The organism is Heyndrickxia ginsengihumi, from assembly GCF_011008565.1.
GTDB lineage: Bacteria > Bacillota > Bacilli > Bacillales > Bacillaceae_C > Weizmannia > Weizmannia ginsengihumi.
In genome coordinates, this window is the sequence record NZ_JAAIWK010000006.1 from 15911 (window position 1) to 37481 (window position 21571).

General features: G+C 35.6%; 18 protein-coding genes and 1 tRNA gene. 7 read left to right on the top strand and 12 right to left on the bottom strand.

What is annotated here, in order from left to right:
• Positions 1 to 8 precede the first annotated feature (8 nt).
• The 4 genes from nadB to G4D61_RS05705 all read left to right on the top strand — a co-directional run bounded on the left by nadB (position 9) and on the right by G4D61_RS05705 (position 4895).
• Positions 9 to 1607, top strand: coding sequence for an L-aspartate oxidase (gene nadB, locus G4D61_RS05690; protein WP_035355617.1), 1599 nt, complete (start codon positions 9 to 11; stop codon positions 1605 to 1607).
• Positions 1576 to 2412: a carboxylating nicotinate-nucleotide diphosphorylase gene (gene nadC / locus G4D61_RS05695; RefSeq protein ID WP_025730720.1), complete on the top strand. Its 837-nt coding sequence runs from the start codon at positions 1576 to 1578 to the stop codon at positions 2410 to 2412. The genes nadB and nadC overlap by 32 nt, the downstream gene beginning before the upstream one ends.
• A gap of 11 nt (positions 2413 to 2423) precedes the next feature.
• A complete protein-coding gene (gene nadA / locus G4D61_RS05700; RefSeq protein ID WP_025730722.1) occupies positions 2424 to 3530 on the top strand; it encodes a quinolinate synthase NadA in 1107 nt (368 codons plus the stop codon).
• Between the two features lie 99 nt (positions 3531 to 3629).
• The gene (locus G4D61_RS05705; RefSeq protein WP_025730724.1) at positions 3630 to 4895 is read left to right on the top strand and encodes a right-handed parallel beta-helix repeat-containing protein; all 1266 of its coding nucleotides are present in this window, start codon (positions 3630 to 3632) and stop codon (positions 4893 to 4895) included.
• Positions 4896 to 4905: 10 nt separating this feature from the next.
• Here the strand turns inward: G4D61_RS05705 and G4D61_RS05710 are convergent, their stop codons facing one another.
• The 11 genes from G4D61_RS05710 to G4D61_RS05760 all read right to left on the bottom strand — a co-directional run bounded on the left by G4D61_RS05710 (position 4906) and on the right by G4D61_RS05760 (position 17054).
• Entirely contained in the window at positions 4906 to 5439 is a 534-nt protein-coding gene (locus G4D61_RS05710; protein ID WP_025730725.1) for an HD domain-containing protein, read from the bottom strand.
• A 24-nt stretch (positions 5440 to 5463) separates the two neighbouring features.
• A complete protein-coding gene (locus G4D61_RS05715) occupies positions 5464 to 6609 on the bottom strand; it encodes an ABC transporter permease (protein ID WP_163173451.1) in 1146 nt (381 codons plus the stop codon).
• An 18-nt stretch (positions 6610 to 6627) separates the two neighbouring features.
• Positions 6628 to 7551 carry an ABC transporter ATP-binding protein gene (locus tag G4D61_RS05720; protein ID WP_025730727.1) on the bottom strand — a complete coding sequence of 308 codons (924 nt, stop codon included), beginning with the start codon at positions 7549 to 7551 and terminating at the stop codon, positions 6628 to 6630.
• A 530-nt stretch (positions 7552 to 8081) separates the two neighbouring features.
• Positions 8082 to 9251: a sporulation protein YhbH gene (gene yhbH, locus G4D61_RS05725; RefSeq protein WP_025730729.1), complete on the bottom strand. Its 1170-nt coding sequence runs from the start codon at positions 9249 to 9251 to the stop codon at positions 8082 to 8084.
• A gap of 269 nt (positions 9252 to 9520) precedes the next feature.
• Positions 9521 to 11416 (bottom strand): ATP-dependent protease PrkA, encoded by a 1896-nt coding sequence (locus G4D61_RS05730; RefSeq protein WP_025730731.1) that lies wholly within the window; start codon positions 11414 to 11416, stop codon positions 9521 to 9523.
• 264 nt (positions 11417 to 11680) lie between these two features.
• On the bottom strand, positions 11681 to 12154 hold the full coding sequence (trmL, locus tag G4D61_RS05735) for a tRNA (uridine(34)/cytosine(34)/5-carboxymethylaminomethyluridine(34)-2'-O)-methyltransferase TrmL (protein ID WP_025730733.1): 474 nt from the start codon (positions 12152 to 12154) through the stop codon (positions 11681 to 11683).
• Between the two features lie 33 nt (positions 12155 to 12187).
• Complete coding sequence (locus tag G4D61_RS05740) at positions 12188 to 13066, bottom strand: amidase domain-containing protein (RefSeq protein ID WP_025730735.1); 879 nt, start codon at positions 13064 to 13066, stop codon at positions 12188 to 12190.
• Positions 13067 to 13126: 60 nt separating this feature from the next.
• Positions 13127 to 14272: a tRNA epoxyqueuosine(34) reductase QueG gene (gene queG / locus G4D61_RS05745; RefSeq protein WP_163173453.1), complete on the bottom strand. Its 1146-nt coding sequence runs from the start codon at positions 14270 to 14272 to the stop codon at positions 13127 to 13129.
• A 202-nt stretch (positions 14273 to 14474) separates the two neighbouring features.
• Positions 14475 to 14548, bottom strand: a tRNA-Gly gene (locus tag G4D61_RS05750).
• Between the two features lie 291 nt (positions 14549 to 14839).
• The gene (locus tag G4D61_RS05755) at positions 14840 to 15385 is read right to left on the bottom strand and encodes an NADPH-dependent FMN reductase (RefSeq protein ID WP_163173455.1); all 546 of its coding nucleotides are present in this window, start codon (positions 15383 to 15385) and stop codon (positions 14840 to 14842) included.
• A gap of 1441 nt (positions 15386 to 16826) precedes the next feature.
• The gene (locus G4D61_RS05760; RefSeq protein ID WP_025730741.1) at positions 16827 to 17054 is read right to left on the bottom strand and encodes a transposase; all 228 of its coding nucleotides are present in this window, start codon (positions 17052 to 17054) and stop codon (positions 16827 to 16829) included.
• Between the two features lie 892 nt (positions 17055 to 17946).
• Here G4D61_RS05760 and G4D61_RS05765 point away from each other — a divergent pair.
• Positions 17947 to 18570, top strand: coding sequence for a MarC family protein (locus tag G4D61_RS05765; RefSeq protein ID WP_025730742.1), 624 nt, complete (start codon positions 17947 to 17949; stop codon positions 18568 to 18570).
• A gap of 339 nt (positions 18571 to 18909) precedes the next feature.
• On the opposite strand, the gene G4D61_RS05770 is transcribed toward G4D61_RS05765, so the two are convergent.
• Positions 18910 to 19839 (bottom strand): manganese-dependent inorganic pyrophosphatase, encoded by a 930-nt coding sequence (locus G4D61_RS05770; RefSeq protein ID WP_163173457.1) that lies wholly within the window; start codon positions 19837 to 19839, stop codon positions 18910 to 18912.
• 237 nt (positions 19840 to 20076) lie between these two features.
• Here G4D61_RS05770 and G4D61_RS05775 point away from each other — a divergent pair, with 237 nt between their 5' ends.
• Together G4D61_RS05775 and G4D61_RS05780 are read left to right on the top strand one after the other, a co-directional pair.
• Entirely contained in the window at positions 20077 to 20880 is an 804-nt protein-coding gene (locus tag G4D61_RS05775; protein WP_025730746.1) for an amino acid ABC transporter substrate-binding protein, read from the top strand.
• Positions 20867 to 21562, top strand: a complete 696-nt coding sequence (locus G4D61_RS05780; RefSeq protein ID WP_025730748.1) for an amino acid ABC transporter permease — start codon at positions 20867 to 20869, stop codon at positions 21560 to 21562. Before G4D61_RS05775 ends, G4D61_RS05780 begins: the two co-directional genes overlap by 14 nt.
• Positions 21563 to 21571: the final 9 nt, after the last annotated feature.

The window sequence follows — 21571 nt, forward strand, 5'->3', positions numbered from 1 at the left end:
GGAGAACAATGAGTGAAAATGTCATTATCATCGGAAGCGGAATTGCTGCCTTACAGTTAGCAACTCATCTTCAAAACCATATGAATGTGATCATTATCACAAAGTCATTAAAAAACATTAGTAATTCTTATAAGGCACAAGGTGGCATTGCCGCTGTTATATCAGACAAAGATGATTATCAATCACATATTGAGGATACTTTAAGTGCAGGAAGATATCATCATTCTTATCAAGAAGTGGAAAAGCTTGTGAAAGAAGGTTCTGTAGCTGTTCAAGAATTAATAGAAAATGGTTTATTAATTGATAGACATAAAAATGGAGAAATCGCTTTAGGATTAGAAGGTGCGCACCACCATAAAAGAATTGTACATTGCGGTGGTGACGCAACAGGGAAGTTTGTAATGGAACATTTATTTCAGCAGCTCGGCGCTCATGTTACGATTGTCGAAAACGAGCTCGCCTATGAATTAATTTTAGCAAAGGACCACCACAAAGTAGTTGGTGTAAAGACAAAGACAGAAAATGACGATATAAAAAAATATTTTGGCCGGCATATTGTCCTAGCAACAGGAGGCATTGGCAGCCTATACCCATATACATCCAACCATGCTGAATTGATTGGCGATGGCATTGCAATGGCGTATCGTGCAGGTGCTGAACTAGTAGATTTAGAGTTTATCCAATTTCATCCAACACTCTTATTTGTCAATGGCAAAGCAAAAGGACTTGTTTCTGAAGCCGTTCGCGGTGAAGGTGGCATTTTAATAGATGAAAATGGTACAGAAATTATGAAACATATTCACCCCTTGAAAGATTTAGCACCTAGACATATCGTGGCACAGCAAATCTTTCAAACATTAAAACAACATAAAAACGTCTATTTAAATATTAAACAAATAAAAGACTTTCAAAAAAAATTTCCAACGATCACACGTTTATGTGAAGAAAGTGGCATCAATTTAGAAAACGGTCTCATCCCTATTGCACCTGGAAGCCATTTTTTCATGGGAGGTATTTTAATAGATTGTTATGGGAGAACGACTGTTCAAGGTCTATATGCTATTGGGGAAGTAGCTTGCAGCGGTGTTCACGGCGCAAATCGCTTGGCAAGTAATTCATTATTAGAAGGACTTGTTTTCGGAAAAAGAGTGGCCCAGTTTATTAATCAGTCCGATTGTTATACGGTTGCCGATAATCAAGATCAAGATAAAAAACATGATAAACCACTTACACAGCAAGCCTTAGCAAACTTATCTATACAAGAACTAAAGCAAAACATGTTAGAGAATGTTGGTATCATTCGCGAACAATCAACATTAAAGCACCATTTAGACTGGCTTTGCCATTTAAATGTTACGTCATTTTTTGATTGCCCACTTGATCAGTTATCGAAAGATGAAATAGAAAAAATTACGATGTTCACGAATAGTTATCTCATTACAAAAGCGGCATTAATGCGAACAGAATCTAGAGGAGCCCATATCAGAACGGACTTCCATAAGGAACTGGATAATTGGAAAGGAAAGCATATTGTACACTCGATCAACAAAGAAATTGAAATAAGGAGCGGTTTTCATGAACAACATCAAGTTACACTCCATGCTTAAACAATTTTTGATAGAAGATATTGGCGATGGAGATATCAATAGCGAGTTTATATTTCCTCCTGAACAGCAAGGAGTATTAACTTTTATTGCAAAAGCAGATGGAATCTTTTGTGGCAAGTCCATCATTGAAGAGGGCTTTCATCTCATGAATGAAAACATCAATGTTCGTGTCTTCTTAAACGACGGGGAACCTATTTATAAAGGGGATACTTTAGCAGAAATACAAGGTCCAATAGCAAACTTATTAGCGACAGAACGAGTTGTGTTAAATCTCATTCAAAGAATGTCCGGAATTGCCACGATCACAAATGAAGCCGTACTGCAAACGGAAGGAACAGCAGCAAAAATTTGTGATACTAGGAAAACAACTCCAGGATTACGTATGCTTGAAAAATACGCTGTAAAATGTGGCGGTGGTTTTAATCATCGAAGAGGTTTATATGATGCTGTCATGCTTAAAGACAATCATATTGCATTTGCAGGGAGTATCGAAAATGCTATTCGCACAGTAAAGGAACATATCGGCCACACTGTAAAAATCGAAGTAGAAATTGAAACGAAAGAACAATTATTAGAGGCCATTGACGCAAATGTAGATATTATTATGTTTGATAATCGGACTCCTGAAGAAATAAAAGCATGGATTTCTCTTGTCCCTTCTCACATTGCAACAGAAGCATCAGGCGGAATCACATTAAATAATATTAATGATTATGCTCAGACAGGTGTTGATTGGATTTCTTTAGGATTTTTAACGCATTCGGTTAAAGCGCTCGATATTAGTGCAATTGTACAAAACAATTAGGAGGAACGGTTATGAGCTTTTTGCAAACATTACAAACAGTCGATCATATTCTTCCAGAAAAATACTATTCCCTTTCACAGGAAGAAATGGAAAATAGAATAAAGGAAATAAAATCTCAATTAGGCAGCAAATTATTCATTCCTTGCCATCACTATCAGAAAGAAGAAGTATATCAATTTGCTGATGCAGCAGGTGATTCCTTGCAGCTTGCACAAATATCTGCAAAAAATCGCGATGCATCTTATATTGTTTTCTGTGGCGTCCATTTTATGGCTGAAACAGCTGATATATTAACATCTGAAGATCAAACAGTTATTTTACCGGATATGAGAGCAGGCTGCTCAATGGCAGATATGGCAAATATTCATCAAACAGAACGAGCATGGAATACATTACAGCAGTTATTCGGGGACACGATTCTTCCGCTTACTTATGTCAATTCAACAGCTGCAATTAAAGCATTTGTAGGACGCAACGGCGGTGCAACTGTTACATCATCAAATGCCAACCAAATGGTTAAATGGGCTTTTACCCAAAAAGAAAGAATATTATTTTTACCTGATCAACATTTAGGAAGAAATACTGCTTATGATTTAGGCATTCGTCTAGAAGACATGGCCGTATGGGATCCAATCCAACATGAACTTTTGTATGAAGGACCATTAGAAAAGATTAAAGTTATCTTATGGAAAGGACATTGCTCTGTCCATGAACACTTTACGGCAAAAAATATTGAATTTGTACGGAAACATCATCCTAATATGAACATTATTGTCCATCCAGAATGTAACCATGAAGTAGTCGAGCTAGCAGATAAAAGTGGATCTACAAAATATATTATCGAAGAAATCGAAAAAGCGCCATCTGGAAGTGAATGGGCAATTGGAACCGAAATGAATTTAGTTCAGCGTATTATTAACGACCATCCAGATAAAAAAATTATTTCTTTAAATCCAATGATGTGTCCATGCTTGACAATGAATCGAATTGACCTCCCTCATCTGCTTTGGTCTCTAGAAAATATCGTTGAAGGAAAGGAAACAAATATTATTAAAGTGGATGATACAACAGCAAACGAAGCCATTTTAGCGTTGGAACGGATGTTAAAAAGAGCATAACATTTTATAATAGGAAAAAATTTTCTCTATAAAAAACTGTGTTCATTTTATTAAGACGGGTATAATAAAAAACACAAAGTTTTGCAAGGGGGAATGAAAATGAATAAAAAATATATACTCTTTTTTATCATATGTATATTGGGATTCTATTTTATTTCCCCTTCTCTTTCCTTTGCCGCCACAAATCAGACGTTTACACTTTCTCCTAATAGTGAACCATACGAAAATCACTATACGCATTATCATACTTATAATGCATATACAAAACAATATTATTCACTGCGTTCTTACTTAGAACATTTAGAAGAAACACAAGGCGGTACCCTTATATTAACAAAAGGTACGTATACTATTTCAAATACACTGTATGTCCCGTCAAACGTCACAATTATTTTAAATGACGGCGTTAAAATTATAAAAGGAAATAAAACAGGTATTAAAACCCTCATACCGTCTCATTCTATTTTCCAGCTTGTCCGTCCTTCTCGCGCTGCTAAAAAAAATGTTTACGGAAAGTATACTGGTGAAAAAAATATCGCATTCATAGGAAAAGGAAATGCGACGATAGATATGAAGTTCAAAAAAGACGGTATTGCGATTATTGCTGGTCATAACGAAAATATTAAAATCAACAATATTCATTTTCAAAATATGTATTCAGGACATTTTATTGAAATGGATGCAACTAATCATGCCTCTATTACAAATAATGTTTTTAGAAATTCAATTGCATCTGCGAATAAAAATAAAGAAGCTATAAACTTAGATACACCCGACCGTTCAACAAGAGGATGGAGCCAACAATGGAGTACATTCGATAAGACAGCGAATCGTTACATTACGATTGCAAACAATACTTTCTCCAATCTTGATCGCTCGATTGGTACGCATAAATATTCAGGCGGTAAGTTTCATGACCATATTATGATACGCAATAATAAAATCGACCATATGAGAAATGATGCCATTCGCGTTATGAACTGGTCGAATGCAACGATTGAAAATAATACGATAACAAATGTTGCAAATAGAAAAGGGATTTTTCGTGCGATTTTAGCAAGCGGAGCTATAAATCCAACATTTCAACATAATGTAATTGAAAATGTATCCCGTCCTATTCAGTTTATGGCTTGGAAAAACAGCGGTCCCGGATCTCAATATGCGATCACTTATAACCGTTTAACGAAGAACAATATAAAAGCGCTGATGACCAACAAAACAATCCATACAAATGAAAATTTCATTAGAATCAATCATAAATATAATGTCTTCGATCATCCACAAAAAATCTATTTGAAAAATCATATGTTACAGGCAGGTCTCCATCGTATCATGTACTTATTTACGACAGGAGACCTTTTTTAAACTCAGTCTTTTAAAATACTAGCTCAATTTCCTTTCGCAGTTTTTCTAACAAAGGAAATGATGGACCTTGTTCTAAGCTTGTAACAATATTTTTGTAATACCATTCTTGTTGCCTTCTTCCTCGCTTAAATTTTTTCCATACTTCTTCCCCATTATGTTCAAGATCATCTCGAATGGAACGGAGATTGTGAAACTTGTCAGCACATGCAACTAATCGAACGCTTTGATCAGCCGTTTTCAAGTATTGAATCGTATGCCGTTTTCGTTCTTCCCACGATAATGATTTATTTGGTTCTGAGCACCCTTCTACAATATGTGCAACCGTATCTCCAAAATTGATCTTTATATCCTCCAATGTTACATTTGTGTCTTCCACCGTATCATGTAAAAGCCCTGCGGCAACTACCTCATCCGGGCATCCTTCTGATCGCAGTAACATCGCAACTGCAAATGGATGCGTAATATACGGAATATCCGAGCCTTTTCGGTATTGACCGTCGTGTGCTTTTGTCGCAAACTGAATAGCATGCTCAACAATATCCAAATAACATTCTCCTTTCACTTATTATTAATGACTTGCCGATTTCAAAAATGGTTTAAATCTGACTATTGCAATGATAAAGCCAATACATCCAAACAACAGCAAGACAAGAAATGATTTCCAAAGATCTCCGATACTGGCATTATGGACCATAATATCTTGAAGACCGTGAAGCGCCCAATATTGCGGTGTAAAATATCCTACCGTCTGGGCAATTTTCGGCAGCATGTCTGATGGAAACCATAGCCCTGCTACGATTGCTCCTCCTAAAGAAATTAGTTGCGTGTAACCTATCCCTTGATTTTCACTTCTTGATATTAAAGATAAAGCCAGACCAATTCCCGTCCCACAAAAAGCTAAACAAAGGACAATTAAAGAGATGGCAAATATATTCCCTAAATGTAAATGATAAAACACATAACCAAAACCTAAAAGAACCGTACATTGCACTAGAACTGTAATGAATGGCGGGATCCACATACCGAGTAAATATTCATAAGATTTCATTGGTGTACCGCGCAGCCGAGAAATCATGCCCGATTCTTTTTCCTGGAAAAACCGTCTGACCATTGAAATCATAATAAAAAACACAAACATAACAGTATAGCCTGGAACAATTTGTGAGACCATATCTACATGTTTCGAATTTTCTGTAATACTATGTATCTCCATTGGCGGCTGTAAAATCTTTTCTGCCTCTTTTTTATTATTCCCCTCATGAATAAGTGTTGTCACGAGTTTTTGTTCACGATATTGATTCGCTACATTTTGTAGCACTGCTTCAATTGGTGACGTTGAACTTACAGATGCCGCATCTTGATAAAAATGAATGTTCGCTTGGCCATTCCCTGTTTTTAATGTATCTCCAAATCCTTTCGGTATAACAACTAACGAAGTTAATTTTCCGCTTTTAATTTGAGCAATTTGCTTGTTCTCTGTTTGTTGATTATTTGTTTTGACTTCAAAACCTTTCATTTTATCAAGTTGCTTAATTAATGCTTTAGATACTGCAGATCGATCCTCATCTTTTACATGAATCGTTATTGACGAATCAGTGTGATTAAAAATAGAACCGAAAATGATGATAAACAATACTGGCATTAAAATTAGATAAAATAAGTTTCCCTTTTCTTTGACCATTAATTTTAGTTCTTTCATTACCATGCTTTTCATCTTGTTCCCCCCTTTTCTTTAATCTCTCAAACTCGTTCCTGTTAAAGATAAAAATACCGTTTCTAAAGATGGCTTCATAATCTCTAATCCAATAATTTCCATATTCTGCTGTTTTGCTTCCTGTAAAATATCCTCCATTGTTTCTAACGGATAAGCTGTTTCTAGAATCCATCCATTATGCTTCTTTGTATACTTTGTTACATACTTAAATATCGATGGATCTTCAATATTTATTCGTGTTTCTAAATAAACAGCCTTTTGTCCATATTGTGTTAACAATTCATCCAAATTGCCTTGTGCGATCACTCTTCCTTGATCAATAATTGCAATATCATCACATAAAGCCTCCACCTCTTCCATATAGTGAGTGGAATAAATAATGGAAATTCCCTCTTTTTTCAGCTGGCGAATCATTTCAAAAATATGGTTACGGGATTGCGGATCAATTCCAACTGTCGGTTCATCTAAAATTAATAATTTCGGTTCATGCAATAACGCAGCTGCAATATTGATTCTCCGCTTCATTCCTCCGGAAAAGCTTTTAATCGTATCTTTAGCACGGTCTAAAAGACCTGTTTGTATTAATACAGCCTTAATCCTTTCTTTTAACACATTTCCCTTAACACCATACATTTCTCCAAAAAAAAGCAAGTTATCATATGCCGATAATTTATCATACAAAGTGATTTCCTGCGGCACGTAGCCCACATTTTTTTGCACCTCTGTACGCTGCTTTATAATATCCATATCTAACACAGTCGCGCTTCCACTATCAGCTTTTATGATTCCTGTTAAAATTTTCATAGTAGTTGACTTTCCCGCTCCATTTGGTCCCAATAGTCCAAAGCATGTCCCTTGTTTTACAGAAAAACTTACGTGATCCAATGCCGCTTTCCCACTATATTTTTTTCTCAGCTCGTGAATCTCTAATACATTTCCCATCAGCTTCCTCCTATAATTGCAATAGTTCTAACACTTACTTTTTTATATACGAATAAAGATATGAATAGATTCACAATTAAACTGCATTTTCACAAAATAAAAAATAGATGCTGTATAACATCTATTTTATACCTGTAATATTTCAAAAAAAATGTATTTGAAAATGATTGTTATAACGATTAAAAAATATTTGTTTGCTTATACGTTATAAAAAGGAACTGTGAGTATGCTCGCTTTCCGTGCGGTCGAATGCTGAGCCTCCTCGGCGCTTCACACCTGCGGGATCTCATCGGATTCCGTTTTTCCCACAGGATTCTCGCATCCTCCCGCTCCAATCCTCTTCTTTACAAAAAGGAGTTGAAATTTGATTGTTAATCATAAGTCTAAAAAGCTTTTAAGAAGAGGCATGTCCATTGATCGCCTGAAAAGGCCATAAAAAGGCCAGACACTGCATTGCACTATATAGATTGATAACTTAAATGCTTTATACCATCTATATAAGATTCGCTGTTATGTCTGGCTTTATAAGATCACGCATATGTCTTTGTATTTTCATCCCTTTTAAAAAAGCTCTTCATCGCATTGAATACGTCATTTTTATGCTTAAGAATATAATATTGAAATTTCTCATCTTTAATATTTTTATAGGCAGTCATTAACGTGGAGTGACGGTTGTACTGGTTCACTTCTCCATAGCCGAACATATTGGAAACTTTCATAATCTCTTCCACAAGTTTCACACATCTAGCGTTATCAGAAGTAAGATTATCTCCGTCAGAAAAGTGGAAAGGATAAATATTATATCGATACGGATCATATTTCTGTTCAATTAGGCTTAATGCTTTTCGATAAGCAGATGAACAAATCGTTCCTCCGCTCTCTCCCTTCGAAAAGAAATCTTGCTCAGAAACAACTTTTGCCTCTGTATGGTGGGCGATAAATTCAATTTCAACAGTCTCATATTTTGTCCGTAAAAATCGGGTCATCCAAAAGAAAAAACTGCGCGCCATATACTTTTCCCAAATCCCCATACTTCCGCTTGTATCCATCATTGCTAATACAACTGCTTTTGACTCTGGCTTTTCGATCTCATTCCATGTACGGAATTTTAAATCCTCTGGAACAATTGGATGAAAACTTGGTTTGCCTTTCATCGCATTGCGTTTGAAAGCAGACATCATCGTGCGTTTTTTATCAATATTTCCCATCAAACCTGTTTTGCGAATATCATTAAACTCAATATCTTCTACAATATTTTCATCTCGTTCTTTCTTTTGTAAATTTGGCAGTTCAAGTTGACTAAATAAAGCTTCTTGAATATCCATCATAGATACTTCTGCTTCGTAAAAATCTTCCCCAGGCTGGTCGCCAGCTCCTTGCCCTGTACCAGCAGCAGGTTCTGGTGCTCCGTCCCTTGCTACGACGTCACCGACTTGGCTATCTCCATTTCCTTGGCCAACATGTTTATTTTTATCATAGTTATAACGGATTTTATATTCATCTAATGAGCGAATTGGAATTTTTACAACATCACGGCCATCTGACATGATAATACTCTCTTCTGTGATCAAATCTGGTAGATGATTTCGAATAGCTTCTTGGACTTTTTCTTGGTGACGAACTTGATCATCATGTCCTTTGCGATGGAGAGACCAATCTTCCTCTGAAATTACAAAATGCTTTTGGCCTGACTTTTCCATATAACTCCTCCTCGATCTTAAACCTAGAAACTGCACCTACTTTTCAAGCAAATAGTCACCAAAATGAAAAATCCTGCATACATTATCTTGGCTTTCAAAATGAATGTCTTCTTATTACGTGAATTACTTCATTTTATGCAAACTTTCTAAATGATTGACAGTAATTGTGGAAAACAATCTTTTTTCCTAAATTTTTTCATTTTTAGGACGAGAATTGATATGAAAAAGGGTAGGCTCATTTAAGAACCTAACCCGCAAACCGATTCATATTATCGATTGAGTAAGCTTCCAACATAGCGTAAAAGTTCATTGGCAGAAGTTGAATTATAACCATGCTCATCAATGAGTCGTGCTACAACTTCATTAATTTTCTTCAGTTGTTGTTCATCTGGTGTTTTTGTAGAAGTTGTAATTTTAACTACATCTTTCAAATCAGCAAACAGCTTTTTCTGTATTGCTTCACGAAGTCTATCATGCGAATAGTAATCAAAACGTTTCCCTTTACGAGCATACGCTGAAATGCGAATCAAAATCTCTTCACGGAATGCTTTTTTTGCATTTTCAGAGATACCAATTTGTTCCTCAATCGAACGCATTAATTTTTCATCTGGATTGATTTCTTCGCCAGTAAGCGGATCACGAAGTTTTACTTTATTGCAATAAGCTTCAACATTATCAAGATAATTATCTAGCAATGTTTTAGCCGATTCCTCATACGAGTAAACAAATGCCTTTTGAACTTCTTTTTTGGCAATTTCATCGTACTCCTTTCGTGCCAACGAAATGAAGTTCAAATATTTTTCCTTTAATTCTTCTGTTATAGAAGGATGTTGATCAAGCCCATCTTTTAATGACCGTAAGACATCTAAAGCATTGATACTTTTAATCTCTTTACGGATAATCGTTGAAGAAATACGGTTAATGACGTAACGCGGATCAATTCCAAACATTCCTTCATCCTGATATTCGTTTTTCAAGTCTTTAATATCTTGTGAATTGTAGCCTTCTACTGTTTTTCCATCATATAATCTCATCTTTTTCAAGAGATCAATATCCGCACGTTTCGGCTCCCTTAATCTCGTTAAAATCGTAAACATTGCAGCCACTTTCAATGTATGCGGTGCAATGTGCACATCTGCAACATCACTCTCACGAATCATTTTTTCATAGATTTTTTCTTCCTCTGAGACCTTTAAATTGTATGGTACAGGCATCACGATAATACGAGAATGTAAAGCTTCATTTTTCTTATTAGAAATGAATGAACGATACTCTGTTTCATTCGTATGAGCAACAATCAATTCATCTGCACTAATCAACGCAAATCTTCCTGCTTTAAAATTGCCCTCTTGCGTCAATGATAGTAAATGCCAGAGAAATTTTTCGTCACATTTTAACATTTCTTGAAATTCCATTAAACCACGATTGGCTTTATTCAGTTCACCATCAAAACGATATGCGCGTGGATCCGATTCTGAACCGAATTCTGCAATCGTTGAAAAATCTATACTACCCGTTAAGTCTGCAATATCTTGTGATTTTGGATCTGATGGACTAAATGTTCCAATGCCAGTACGTTTATCTTCAGAGAAGAAAATTCTTTCAACTAAGACATCTTCAATTCTGCCGCCATATTCTTCTTCCAATCTTAACGTGTTTAGCGGTGATAAATTTCCTTCAATGCGAATTCCATATTCATCATAAAAATCTGCACGTAAATGTTGTGGTATTAGATGAAGCGGATCTTCATGCATCGGGCATCCTTTGATCGCATAAACAGCGCCTTTATCTGACCGTGTATAAGCCTCTAATCCCCTTTTTAACATCGTAACTAATGTTGATTTACCGCCACTAACAGGACCCATTAATAGCAATACACGCTTTCTAACATCTAGCCGTTTAGCTGCAGGATGAAAATATTCTTCTACTAATTTCTCAAGCGCCTCTTCTAATCCAAATAATTGATGACTAAAAAAACGATACTTTTTGACTCCGTCTACTTCTTCTATACCAGCGTCTTTAATCATATTGTAAACACGAGAATGTGCGGATTGAGCCACCCATGGTTTCTCTTTCAACAAGTCTAAGTAATCAGCAAAAGTACCTTCCCACTTTAATTTTTCCTCTTCTTCACGATAGTTTTCCAGCTTTTTTAGAATATCCATTTAGAACCTCCCCTTGTCATCTTTTGAAGAGACGTTTCTATATGATATGCTCCCAAGCAGGTGAACATGAATAAAAGAGACAACTTCAATGCGGAAATCAAATAAAAGTGTTTGTAAATCGAGGTGTGATCGATTTTCAAAAGGGAGGAATTTTTGCTAAATTATTTCGTTAAATAGATAAGATGGAGAAAACGAAAGCCTTCAAAGTAATAAAAAAGAGCAGACATAACATCTATTGTAAGATGTACATCTGCTCATAACATTCTATTTCAAATTCGGATATCCTTGTTGTCTCAATGCTTCGTATACTAATATTGCGGCTGTATTAGAAAGATTAAGAGATCGAACTTTATTCGTCATTGGAATTCGCAAACAATGATCTTTATGCTGTTCAATTAATTCCATCGGCAGGCCCGTTGTCTCACGGCCAAACATAAAATAAATATCTTTCTCGCTATCGCTAAAATCAAAATTCGTAAAGGCCTTTTCTCCAAATGTTTCAATAAAGTAAAATTCTCCACCGGCGTGTTTTTCAAAAAATTCGTCTAATGAATCATAATAAAAAATATTCACATGTTTCCAATAGTCTAATCCCGCTCTTTTTAGCATCTTATCATCTGTTGAAAATCCTAGTGGCCGGATTAAGTGCAAAGCAGTATCGGTACCTGCGCAAGTTCGTGCAATATTTCCAGTATTGGCTGGAATTTCTGGTTGATATAATACGACATGTAAACTCAAAATTTTGTCACCTCAAGCATATTATAGCATGTTTTATGAGCGGTCATCTTGAATAGAAAAAAACTTATATTGAATATTTGGAGTATAAGCCGAAGAATCTTCATAGGACCAATACCGTTTTCTACTATTCGATGTATGCGCGTTAACAAGCGGCATTCCGTATACGTCAAATCCTGTTATCATCGTATTATGATCAAAACGCCCATCCCCTTGAAAGTCATAACAAATGACATCTCCTAATTTTAACTCTTCAGGAGAGGAAACTTGATTTGTACGTAAGCCCGTTTTTGAATAAGATAAATAAGTTTTTAATGAATTTGCGACAGCCCAACTATAGCTCCAATTATTATTCCGCATCCACCACCCTTGACTGCGATTAGGATAACCTCTCATCGGTGCACCACCGGCGTGAAGACATTGCGAAATAAAATTGGTACAATCATCTGTGAACTTTTTGTAGGCTGGATTAAATTCATTCCACCAACGTTCCGCATATTGTACTGCTTTCATACGGTCATAAACAAACGCTAAGCGCGTATCATCTGAACGTTCATCAAATAGTGACTCATTGCTTTCGTCTCGTTGAAACAGGGGATACTCCATTATCATTTCCTGATCCTCATATAAACGATTATTATAAAAGGAAGCCTTTCTATTTTCAACATTTTCTTCTATATAGTATTGTTCTTTTTGTTTAATTAAATATTGCATATGGGCCTGATATTCAATAAAACAGTGCTTTCCTTCTCTGCTTATATGAAGAACTTGTGCATCGGCTTTTACTTTTATCAAATCAGCTTTTCTGCGTGCAAATAACTCTTTCTTTATTTCAACGTCAGGAAATGTGTCAGTCTCGCGATGAAAAAATTGTTCAATTCGATTCTTTAAATGAGCTTGAATTTGCTCCTTCAAGGCAATCCCTCCTTCCCCTATCACTATATGTCGGAAGGAATGTCTATAATAGTCAATTCCTTAATCGGCGGTGTTTTCTTTAAAAAATGCCAAACCTTTGCGAATTTCTTGTAAAGCTTCAGAGTCTTCTTCCCTTAATTCTGCTACTTCTAGTGCAACTTTAGCCTCTTCTCCGCCTATTTTCCCTAAAGCCCAGGCAGCAGTTCCCCGCATCACAGGCCGAGAATCTTCCCGCAACACTTTAATTAGATCTGGCACTGCACTTTTCTCTTTAAAATGAGCTAAAGCAATAATCGCATTTCTTTGAATAGGCTTTTTACCACGCCATGAACCTGATACGTGCCCGAATACTTCCTTAAATTCTCTGTTACTGATCTTTAAAAGCGGCGTTAATTTTGGTTTGGCAATTTCCGGATCTGGCTCCATTTCCTCATGAAAGTGAAAGTCAATTCCTTTATTTTTTGGACAAATGGTTTGACATGAATCACATCCATAAAGCCGATTTCCGATTTTTTCTTTAAATTCATCATCAACAAAGCCTTTTGTTTGTGTAATAAAAGCAATACATCGTTTTGCATTTAACTGTCCCGGTCGCACAAGGGCACCAGTTGGACAAACATCTAAACATTTTCGGCATTCACCACATTGATCTTCCATTGGCACATCCGGGTCAAACGGAATATTGGTAATCATTTCCCCAAGATACACGTATGAACCAAATTCAGGAGTAATAATGGAACAATTTTTCCCACTCCAGCCAATACCAGCTCTTTCAGCAACAGCCCGATCTACTAGTTCACCTGTATCGACCATTGATTTGCACCGGGCACCTTCTACCTTCTCTTTAATAAAAGTCTCTAGCTGCTGAAGTTTCTCTTTCAGAATATGATGATAATCTTGCCCCCAAGAGGCTTTACAGAACACGCCTCGACGGTCACCCTTCACTCCTTTAGGAGGATTTTCAATTTTTGCAGGGTATGCAAGTGCAATGGCGATAATAGATTGTGGACCATCAAAAATCAGTGATGGATTCACTCGTTTTTCAATATCTTTCTCTTCAAACCCTGATTGGTAATTTAATTGTTGCTGACGTATTAACCGCTGTTTCATTTCTGTGAAAGGATCTGCTGTTGTGAAACCAATTTTGTCTATACCGATTAATTGACTAAAGGCAATAACTTCTTTTTTTAGCTTCGTGATGTCCATTCTCTCACCTCTCATAGCGGTTTAATTCATTTATTAAATAATTGTAGTTCTTCAGGTCAATTGTGAAACAAATCGTTCACAGAAAAAAGTTAACTCGAGATTGTATCAACAATATCGTTAGATTATATCAAACAAACAATAAAAAAACGCAATACTTCATTCTGAAATGAACGAAACACTGCGTTAAATTTGTTATGTATAATGGAGCGGGTGATGGGAATCGAACCCACGACAACAGCTTGGAAGGCTGTAGTTTTACCACTAAACTACACCCGCATAAGTACTTGTCTCTCAAGCACATTTATATTATATAAAATAATTTACGCTTTGTAAATAGTTATATAAAAAAATGTTTTATATAACTAAGGCTGGGACAAAAGGATAGTAACTAAAAAAATCCCGAATATTGCGCTCCAACCCTGCTCCGGAAATATCCTTTGCTTTCCGCAGGCGGCTGGTGAGCCCGCATGCTAATGCACTGCGAGGCCTCACCGATGCCTTCTGGAACTAATTTGTACAATGTTCGTCTTTAGCTAACCACTTTTGAGTTTTGTCCCAGCCCATCTTCTATTCTTCGATAAATTCTTCGAAGTTTCCAATTACTTTATCTAAAAACTCAATCGTTGATTGATCTATTAGTTTTCCTGCTTCATCAAATTTTTCAAACGCTTGTGTAATAACAACTTCGTTTTGGGAAGGCGGTAATACACGGGCTTGAATGCCTGGACTTGCTAATACTTGACGCAATTGCAATTGTGCCCTTATCGTCCCCATAATACCAGGACTTGCACCAAGAAGCATTGTAGGTTTACCAGTCATTTCGCGCTCTACTCTTGATAACCAATCAAGGGCGTTTTTCAAAACTCCGGAGAACGACCAATTATATTCTGGAGTTGCAATAATTACACCGTCAGCTTCTTTCACTGCTTTTTTAAACGCCACAACAGATTGGGGCGGTTCAAGTTCAATATCCTGATCGTAAAATGGTAGTTGTTTTAAATCTAATATTTCAATATTTAAACGATCTTTATAACGTTCTTTCAAATGCTTCACCAAATTCATATGAATAGAATCTTTGCGGATACTTCCAACTAAAGCGACAATTTGTTTCATTGTAAATACTCCTTTTCTCATTGAGTTACTTTATGTAATCAAGTATATATTTGTAATTGTTTATTTGTCAACCATTTTCTGTTTCATTTTATATAATGACTAGGTAGATATAGATCACTTAAAACCAATGTAACTATTTTAATCGCTCTTTCTAAAGAAACACCTCTCTCTAGAGACAATGTTGCAATGTTCGCAAAGATGATGCACTCTTTTAGTGCTACTAAATCAATTGAAAGCACAGGCTTTATGTTAAATAAGCCCGTAAAATATCGTTTTTATTGAATAAAATAAAGAAGATTCCATAAATTAAAAATCGTACTTCTTTTATTATTATGATTGTGGCAATGTTCATTGTTATTTTTGTTCCTTTTGAGAAAACGTACGTAGAGAAATCGGGGACGCAAATGAAGAAATGCGTATGAATATCGCTGAATATCATTTTACGTGATCTAGATATAAAAGCATTTTGATGTTTTAAAAGAAGGAGCATTTACACGTAAAAACGAAATTAGTCAAACCACCACCTCTTTCTTTTGCACATGTAGAATTTGTTCTGTATTAATTATTGAGTAGGGGATTGCAGAAAATTTCATGAATGCAATCGAGGAAATGGATAATATGAGGTATTTGAAAATTGCAATGATATGTCGGGTGTAGCATATAAATATTATGATGGGATAGAAATGATAGGCGAAACCTGAATGTTTACGAAAATATATTGGTTGGGATGCTATTTGTAAGGATATGAGGATTAGGAGACGTTTATCAATATAGAACTGGTACTTGGATAGAATACATAGGATGATGTGAGAAATAAAGGTCTCGCATCATTTTTATTTGTTTACAGGCTCTAAAATTTTGGTATACTTTAAGTAGAAACAGACATAATTATAAATGATGTGGTTATCGTTTTTGTTCTTCATGTCTGGGAAAACGATTTTGGGAACTCTTTAGGTGTGTGGCCGGGAGTTCCTTTTGCTTTATTAAGAAGGCAAGAGCCCTTCACTCAGTCCCATAATTTAAAGTCGGACGTACCGTTGTGTGGTGGTGATACGAGTTAGGCTTTGCCTTCAGGTTACTACCAATGAAGGTAATGCTTGATTGCCTCTACGATTCCTCGTGAAAGCGCATTAATGCAGGATTGTGGCACTAAATTATGGTAGTTGATGTGGTCTTGTATTTATGCTTGTGGCTCTTCATGCTGGGCTCACCTCCTTTCATAAAGACAAGAAGGTGGAACCGTCCGACAATATTATTTAGCATTGGTTTTAATAAAGCGTACAAAAAATAAAAACGGCCTTGTTTGGGGTCGTTTTTATTTCATTCAAATATAATTTATCAAATGGATTTACATATAGTGGATAATATGTGATTTTTACGTATTTTTGATGAATTTGCTTATAGAGGTAGTATCATTTTTAAATGTTTTTTAAAATAACATTTAAAATCTAAAAAGAACTCGTTTTTCTAAAATGACTAATCCTTCTCTTCCATATATCATCCGTTTAATTGTTCTTAAACGATTGATTTGTCCTTCAAACAAGCCGTTACTGTACGGGGATAAAAAAGCATTCTTTACTGCTTGAAGATCACTCTGTAATCTAAATGCATAATAAATAATAAGGATTTTTTTATTTGATAATTGTTCACGAAGCCATTGTAAAAACATGTCCAAATTTTTCGTTTCAATTGCTCTGCGAAACGACTGAATAATCGCTTTAAAGGGGGATATCGCTCAAAATATTGATTTAAATCACGTTGCTCCTTTAGCTTCCACATCCATATAAAATGGCAACCCTGGCCCGAGTGGATAAAGGCATCTTCATGGATGGTACCTTTCTTGCTGTTCATCAGTTTATAGATTGTCTATGTTGCGATGTCCAATGTGATGCGATCAGACATATGATAAGCCAGAATTCATTAATGGATGCATCTTTTATTACAATTAATGAAAATGTGAATATTACATGCTTGGAAACGATAGCCGTTGAAAAAAGAATGATTGATAGAATTAAGGGCAACCGAAAATAGGGATAAGTGGCAATGCCCCCTTATCTATCCATCATTATAGCATATGAAAAGATTTGATTCATCGGATATTATTGCTCTATTGTTGTCAGTGGTATATTTAACATCAATTAATTTCCATGATTTAGGTTCCTTAGTATCGTGGGATTCATGCTAGTTTGTATCTATGTTGTGATATTCGTGGTAAAGATTTTTCTTAAATAAGGGAGTAAAGTTATCTCACTTGTTTTTAATTATTAATTTTAAAGATCATTAATCGATAATATAACCATAAAAAATACGACCATAAAAATAGTGAAAAGAATATGAGTAGAATAACAATGTAATCATGATTAAAACGGTATAAAAAATTTGATTTTCAAACAAAAGGAATTAGCCCAAAGTAACTGATGTATTAATCGGGGCTGAGGACACATTCAGCATTGGCATCCAATTAAAGAACAGTACTGCATTGTCACGATCCATAAAGGCATGAGTTTGTCGGTTTCATTTTTCTTGAATGGGGTATTCTACAAGTATAAGGATGTGAAACCATGATTGCATATATTTTAAAACTAGGCTTTAGTTTTTTTGCGGTTATGAACCCGCTTGGAAACATTCCAATTTTTATATCACTTACAAATCACTATAGTATTAAAGAAAAACGGCAAACAGCTAAAAAGGCAGTAATCGTTTCTTTCATTATTTTGACCGTTTTTTTAGTTTTAGGAAATGTCTTATTTAATTTATTTGGCATAACAATCCATGCTTTCCGTATTGCTGGAGGTATTTTAATTTTCGGGATTGCCTTTAACCTACTGCACGCAAAAACCTCAAAAGCACAAAGTCCGGAGGCTGCAGAACAAAAAGAGGCTTATGAAAAAGAGGATATTTCCATTACACCTCTTGCACTTCCAATACTTGCTGGACCTGGTACAATTGCTACTGTGATGGCCCACTCTTCTTCACATGCACCGATTCATTTATTAAGTGTTGTCATTGGGTATACTGTTGTCCTTGCCCTAACATTTCTATTGTTTTATTTCTCATCTTCTATCATTTCAAAAATTGGTCAAGGGGGACTAAATGTTATTACAAGGCTAATGGGCTTAATATTAGCAGTTATGGCCGTTCAAATGATAGCTAGCGGTATTCACGGCCTATTTCCAAAATTATAAAAAAAGGATAGATTCTCCTCCCTCTTAAACTGCCGACTATCTTTTTTAATTTTGCGTTCCTCCCTAAGCTTTCCGCAGAAGTTCTAGTGAATGCTTCTATAAACAAAACATGTCCGGTTTGGATGTCAGCTAAAAACAGGAAAGAGACTGGGACGAAAGTATATTAACTAAAGAATCCCCGAATATTGCGCTTTTCCCCCGCTTCGGAAATATCTTTCGCTTTCTGGAGCCGATTTGTGCAATGTTCGTCTTTAGTTAACCACTTTTAAAGTCTTGTCCCAGTCTCTTGGCTTTTCTATCTCTGAGAGCAGACATTCTCCCTGCCCAATCAGTTAAACATTATCCATTAAAAGCTTCTGTTAATACAGGTACGATTTGTTTTTTACGAGATACGACGCCTTTTAGAGTAGCAGTATTGTTTTCAAGTTTTACATTATAAGCTTTTTCAACAACATCAGCTGATTTTCCAAGGGCTAGTCCAACAGAATCGTTTGTTAAAATATCTGTTACAACAAATAGAAAAAGATCTAATCCTTTTGTATCAATTGTAGCTTGGATGACTTGTTCAAGTTCGCTTTGACGAGCAAGTACATCATTCGTATCAACAGCGTTCACTTGAGCAATTTCAACTTTATGACCAGCCATGTCAAATTCTTTTGCATCTAAAGTAACCAATTGTTCTGTTGTTTTTTCGCTAAGGTCCGCACCTGCTTTAAGCATTTCTAAACCATATGTATTTGCATCAACACCCGCAATTTCAGCTAATTCTTTCGCAGCTGCTACGTCTTCATCAGTGCAAGTAGGTGATTTAAATAACAATGAGTCAGAAATAATTGCAGATAGCATTAATCCAGCAATTTCTTTACGAATCTCTACACCGTTTTCTTTGTACAACTTATTTAAAATCGTTGCTGTACATCCAACAGGTTCTGCACGATAGTATAGAGGATCATTCGTTTCAAAATTAGCAATACGGTGATGGTCTACTACTTCTAATACACGGACATCATCAATATCATTTGCGCTTTGTTGACGTTCGTTATGATCTACTAAAATTACTTGTTTCACTTCGTTCGCAACTGACTCTACGAAACGCGGTGCGTCAATTTTAAATGTATCTAACGCATATTGTGTTTCACCGTTTACATCCCCTAAACGTACAGCCTCTGTTTCAAATCCCAATTTTGCCTTTAGTTCAGCATACGCAATTGCAGAGCAAATTGCATCTGTATCTGGGTTTTTGTGTCCAAAAACAAGAATTTTTTCCATGTTCATGCTCCTTATCAAAAGATTTTCATTTGTTGCTGCTTCCATTATAAAACATTCTCTGCAATATTTTAACTTGTAATGTAATCACTCGTCAAAACATTCTTTCATTAAAGGACAAAAGGAATCCTGTATCTTTTTAGTGGATGAATTTTATTTCTTCGGTTACAATACAAAATGGTGGATAAAAACTTTATATTATCTATACCAAAGTATTTTTATAGAAATTGGGGGATAATGATGAAAAAATATTTAAAATGGTTTGCGATTGCAACGCTTGTCGTTGTTTTAGCGGCTTGTGGCAATGGCCAATCATCAGACAAAAACAAATCATCAAAATCAGATCTTTACAGTAAAATCAAAGATAAAGGCGTACTTGTAATCGGTACGGAAGGAACTTATGCTCCATTCACTTTCCACGATAAAAGCGGAAAATTAACTGGTTATGATATAGATGTTGCAAAAGAAGTAGCAAAACGTCTTGGTCTAAAAACACAATTTAAAGAAACGCAATGGGATTCTATGTTTGCAGGATTAAACTCAAAACGATTTGATATGATTGCAAACCAAGTAGGAATTCAACCCGACCGTCAGAAAAAATATGATTTTTCTAAACCATATACTGTTTCTAGTGCTGTTGTAATTGTTAACAAAAATAATAAAGACATTCATTCATTTAAAGATCTAAAAGGAAAAAAAGCGGCTCAAACATTAACAAGTAATTACGGAAAAATGGCGAAACAATACGGAGCAACAATTGTAAGTATTGATGGTTTTGAACAAGCTATTCAATTGCTATCATCTAATCGAGTAGATGCTACGTTAAATGATTCGTTATCTTATCTTGATTACAAAAAACAAAAGCCAAATGCTCCAATTAAAACAGTAGCTAAAAGCGGCGATGCTTCAAAGAGTGCCTTTATGTTCCGCAAAGGTTCAGGCAAACTTGTTGATGAAGTTAATAAAGCTTTGGATGATATGAGAAAAGACGGTACTTTAACAAAAATTTCTAAGAAATGGTTTGGTGAAGATGTATCTAAATAATATAGAAATTCAAGATCCTAATCGTTACATCCACATTGCTGAAAGTTCCCTTCTTCCTATGTTGAAGGGAGCTTTGTATTATACGCTGCCACTGACATTAATTACATTCTGTATTGGTATCATCCTTGCACTTTTAACGGCACTTGCAAGAATATCCAATATTAAACCGCTCCAATGGTTAGCTCGTTTTTATGTATCGATTATTCGTGGAACTCCATTATTAGTGCAATTATTTATTATTTTCTACGGATTGCCTTCCATTAACGTTACAATCAATCCGTTCCCAGCCGCGATCATCGGATTTTCATTAAATATTGGTGCTTATGCATCAGAAATTGTTCGAGCAGCGATTCTTTCCATTCCAAAAGGACAATGGGAAGCAGGCTATTCGATTAACATGAATTATTCACAAATTTTACGAAGAATTATTTTACCGCAGGCGGTTCGCGTATCAATCCCGCCACTCTCTAATACTTTCATTAGCTTGGTGAAGGATACTTCACTTGCTTCACTTATTTTAGTAACTGAGATGTTTAGAAAGGCGCAAGAAATTGCTGCTACCACATATGAATTTTTACTATTATATACAGAAGCAGGACTGCTTTATTGGATTATTTGTTTCATTCTCTCATTAATCCAGCAAAGATTAGAGAACCATTTTGAAAAGTACGTTACCCATTAATAAGCTTAA

Excerpts from the sequence above, each read along its gene's own strand:
- G4D61_RS05705 (WP_025730724.1), top strand. The coding sequence starts at position 3,630 with ATGAATAAAAAATATATACTCTTTTTTATCATATGTATATTGGGATTC.
- nadC (WP_025730720.1), top strand. The coding sequence starts at position 1,576 with ATGAACAACATCAAGTTACACTCCATGCTTAAACAATTTTTGATAGAA.
- G4D61_RS05780 (WP_025730748.1), top strand. The coding sequence starts at position 20,867 with ATGTATCTAAATAATATAGAAATTCAAGATCCTAATCGTTACATCCAC.
- G4D61_RS05730 (WP_025730731.1), bottom strand. The coding sequence starts at position 11,416 with ATGGATATTCTAAAAAAGCTGGAAAACTATCGTGAAGAAGAGGAAAAA.
- queG (WP_163173453.1), bottom strand. The coding sequence starts at position 14,272 with ATGGACATCACGAAGCTAAAAAAAGAAGTTATTGCCTTTAGTCAATTA.
- G4D61_RS05755 (WP_163173455.1), bottom strand. The coding sequence starts at position 15,385 with ATGAAACAAATTGTCGCTTTAGTTGGAAGTATCCGCAAAGATTCTATT.
- yhbH (WP_025730729.1), bottom strand. The coding sequence starts at position 9,251 with ATGGAAAAGTCAGGCCAAAAGCATTTTGTAATTTCAGAGGAAGATTGG.
- G4D61_RS05720 (WP_025730727.1), bottom strand. The coding sequence starts at position 7,551 with ATGGGAAATGTATTAGAGATTCACGAGCTGAGAAAAAAATATAGTGGG.
- G4D61_RS05715 (WP_163173451.1), bottom strand. The coding sequence starts at position 6,609 with ATGAAAAGCATGGTAATGAAAGAACTAAAATTAATGGTCAAAGAAAAG.
- nadB (WP_035355617.1), top strand. The coding sequence starts at position 9 with ATGAGTGAAAATGTCATTATCATCGGAAGCGGAATTGCTGCCTTACAG.
- G4D61_RS05770 (WP_163173457.1), bottom strand. The coding sequence starts at position 19,839 with ATGGAAAAAATTCTTGTTTTTGGACACAAAAACCCAGATACAGATGCA.
- G4D61_RS05765 (WP_025730742.1), top strand. The coding sequence starts at position 17,947 with ATGATTGCATATATTTTAAAACTAGGCTTTAGTTTTTTTGCGGTTATG.
- nadA (WP_025730722.1), top strand. The coding sequence starts at position 2,424 with ATGAGCTTTTTGCAAACATTACAAACAGTCGATCATATTCTTCCAGAA.
- G4D61_RS05760 (WP_025730741.1), bottom strand. The coding sequence starts at position 17,054 with ATGTTTTTACAATGGCTTCGTGAACAATTATCAAATAAAAAAATCCTT.
- G4D61_RS05775 (WP_025730746.1), top strand. The coding sequence starts at position 20,077 with ATGAAAAAATATTTAAAATGGTTTGCGATTGCAACGCTTGTCGTTGTT.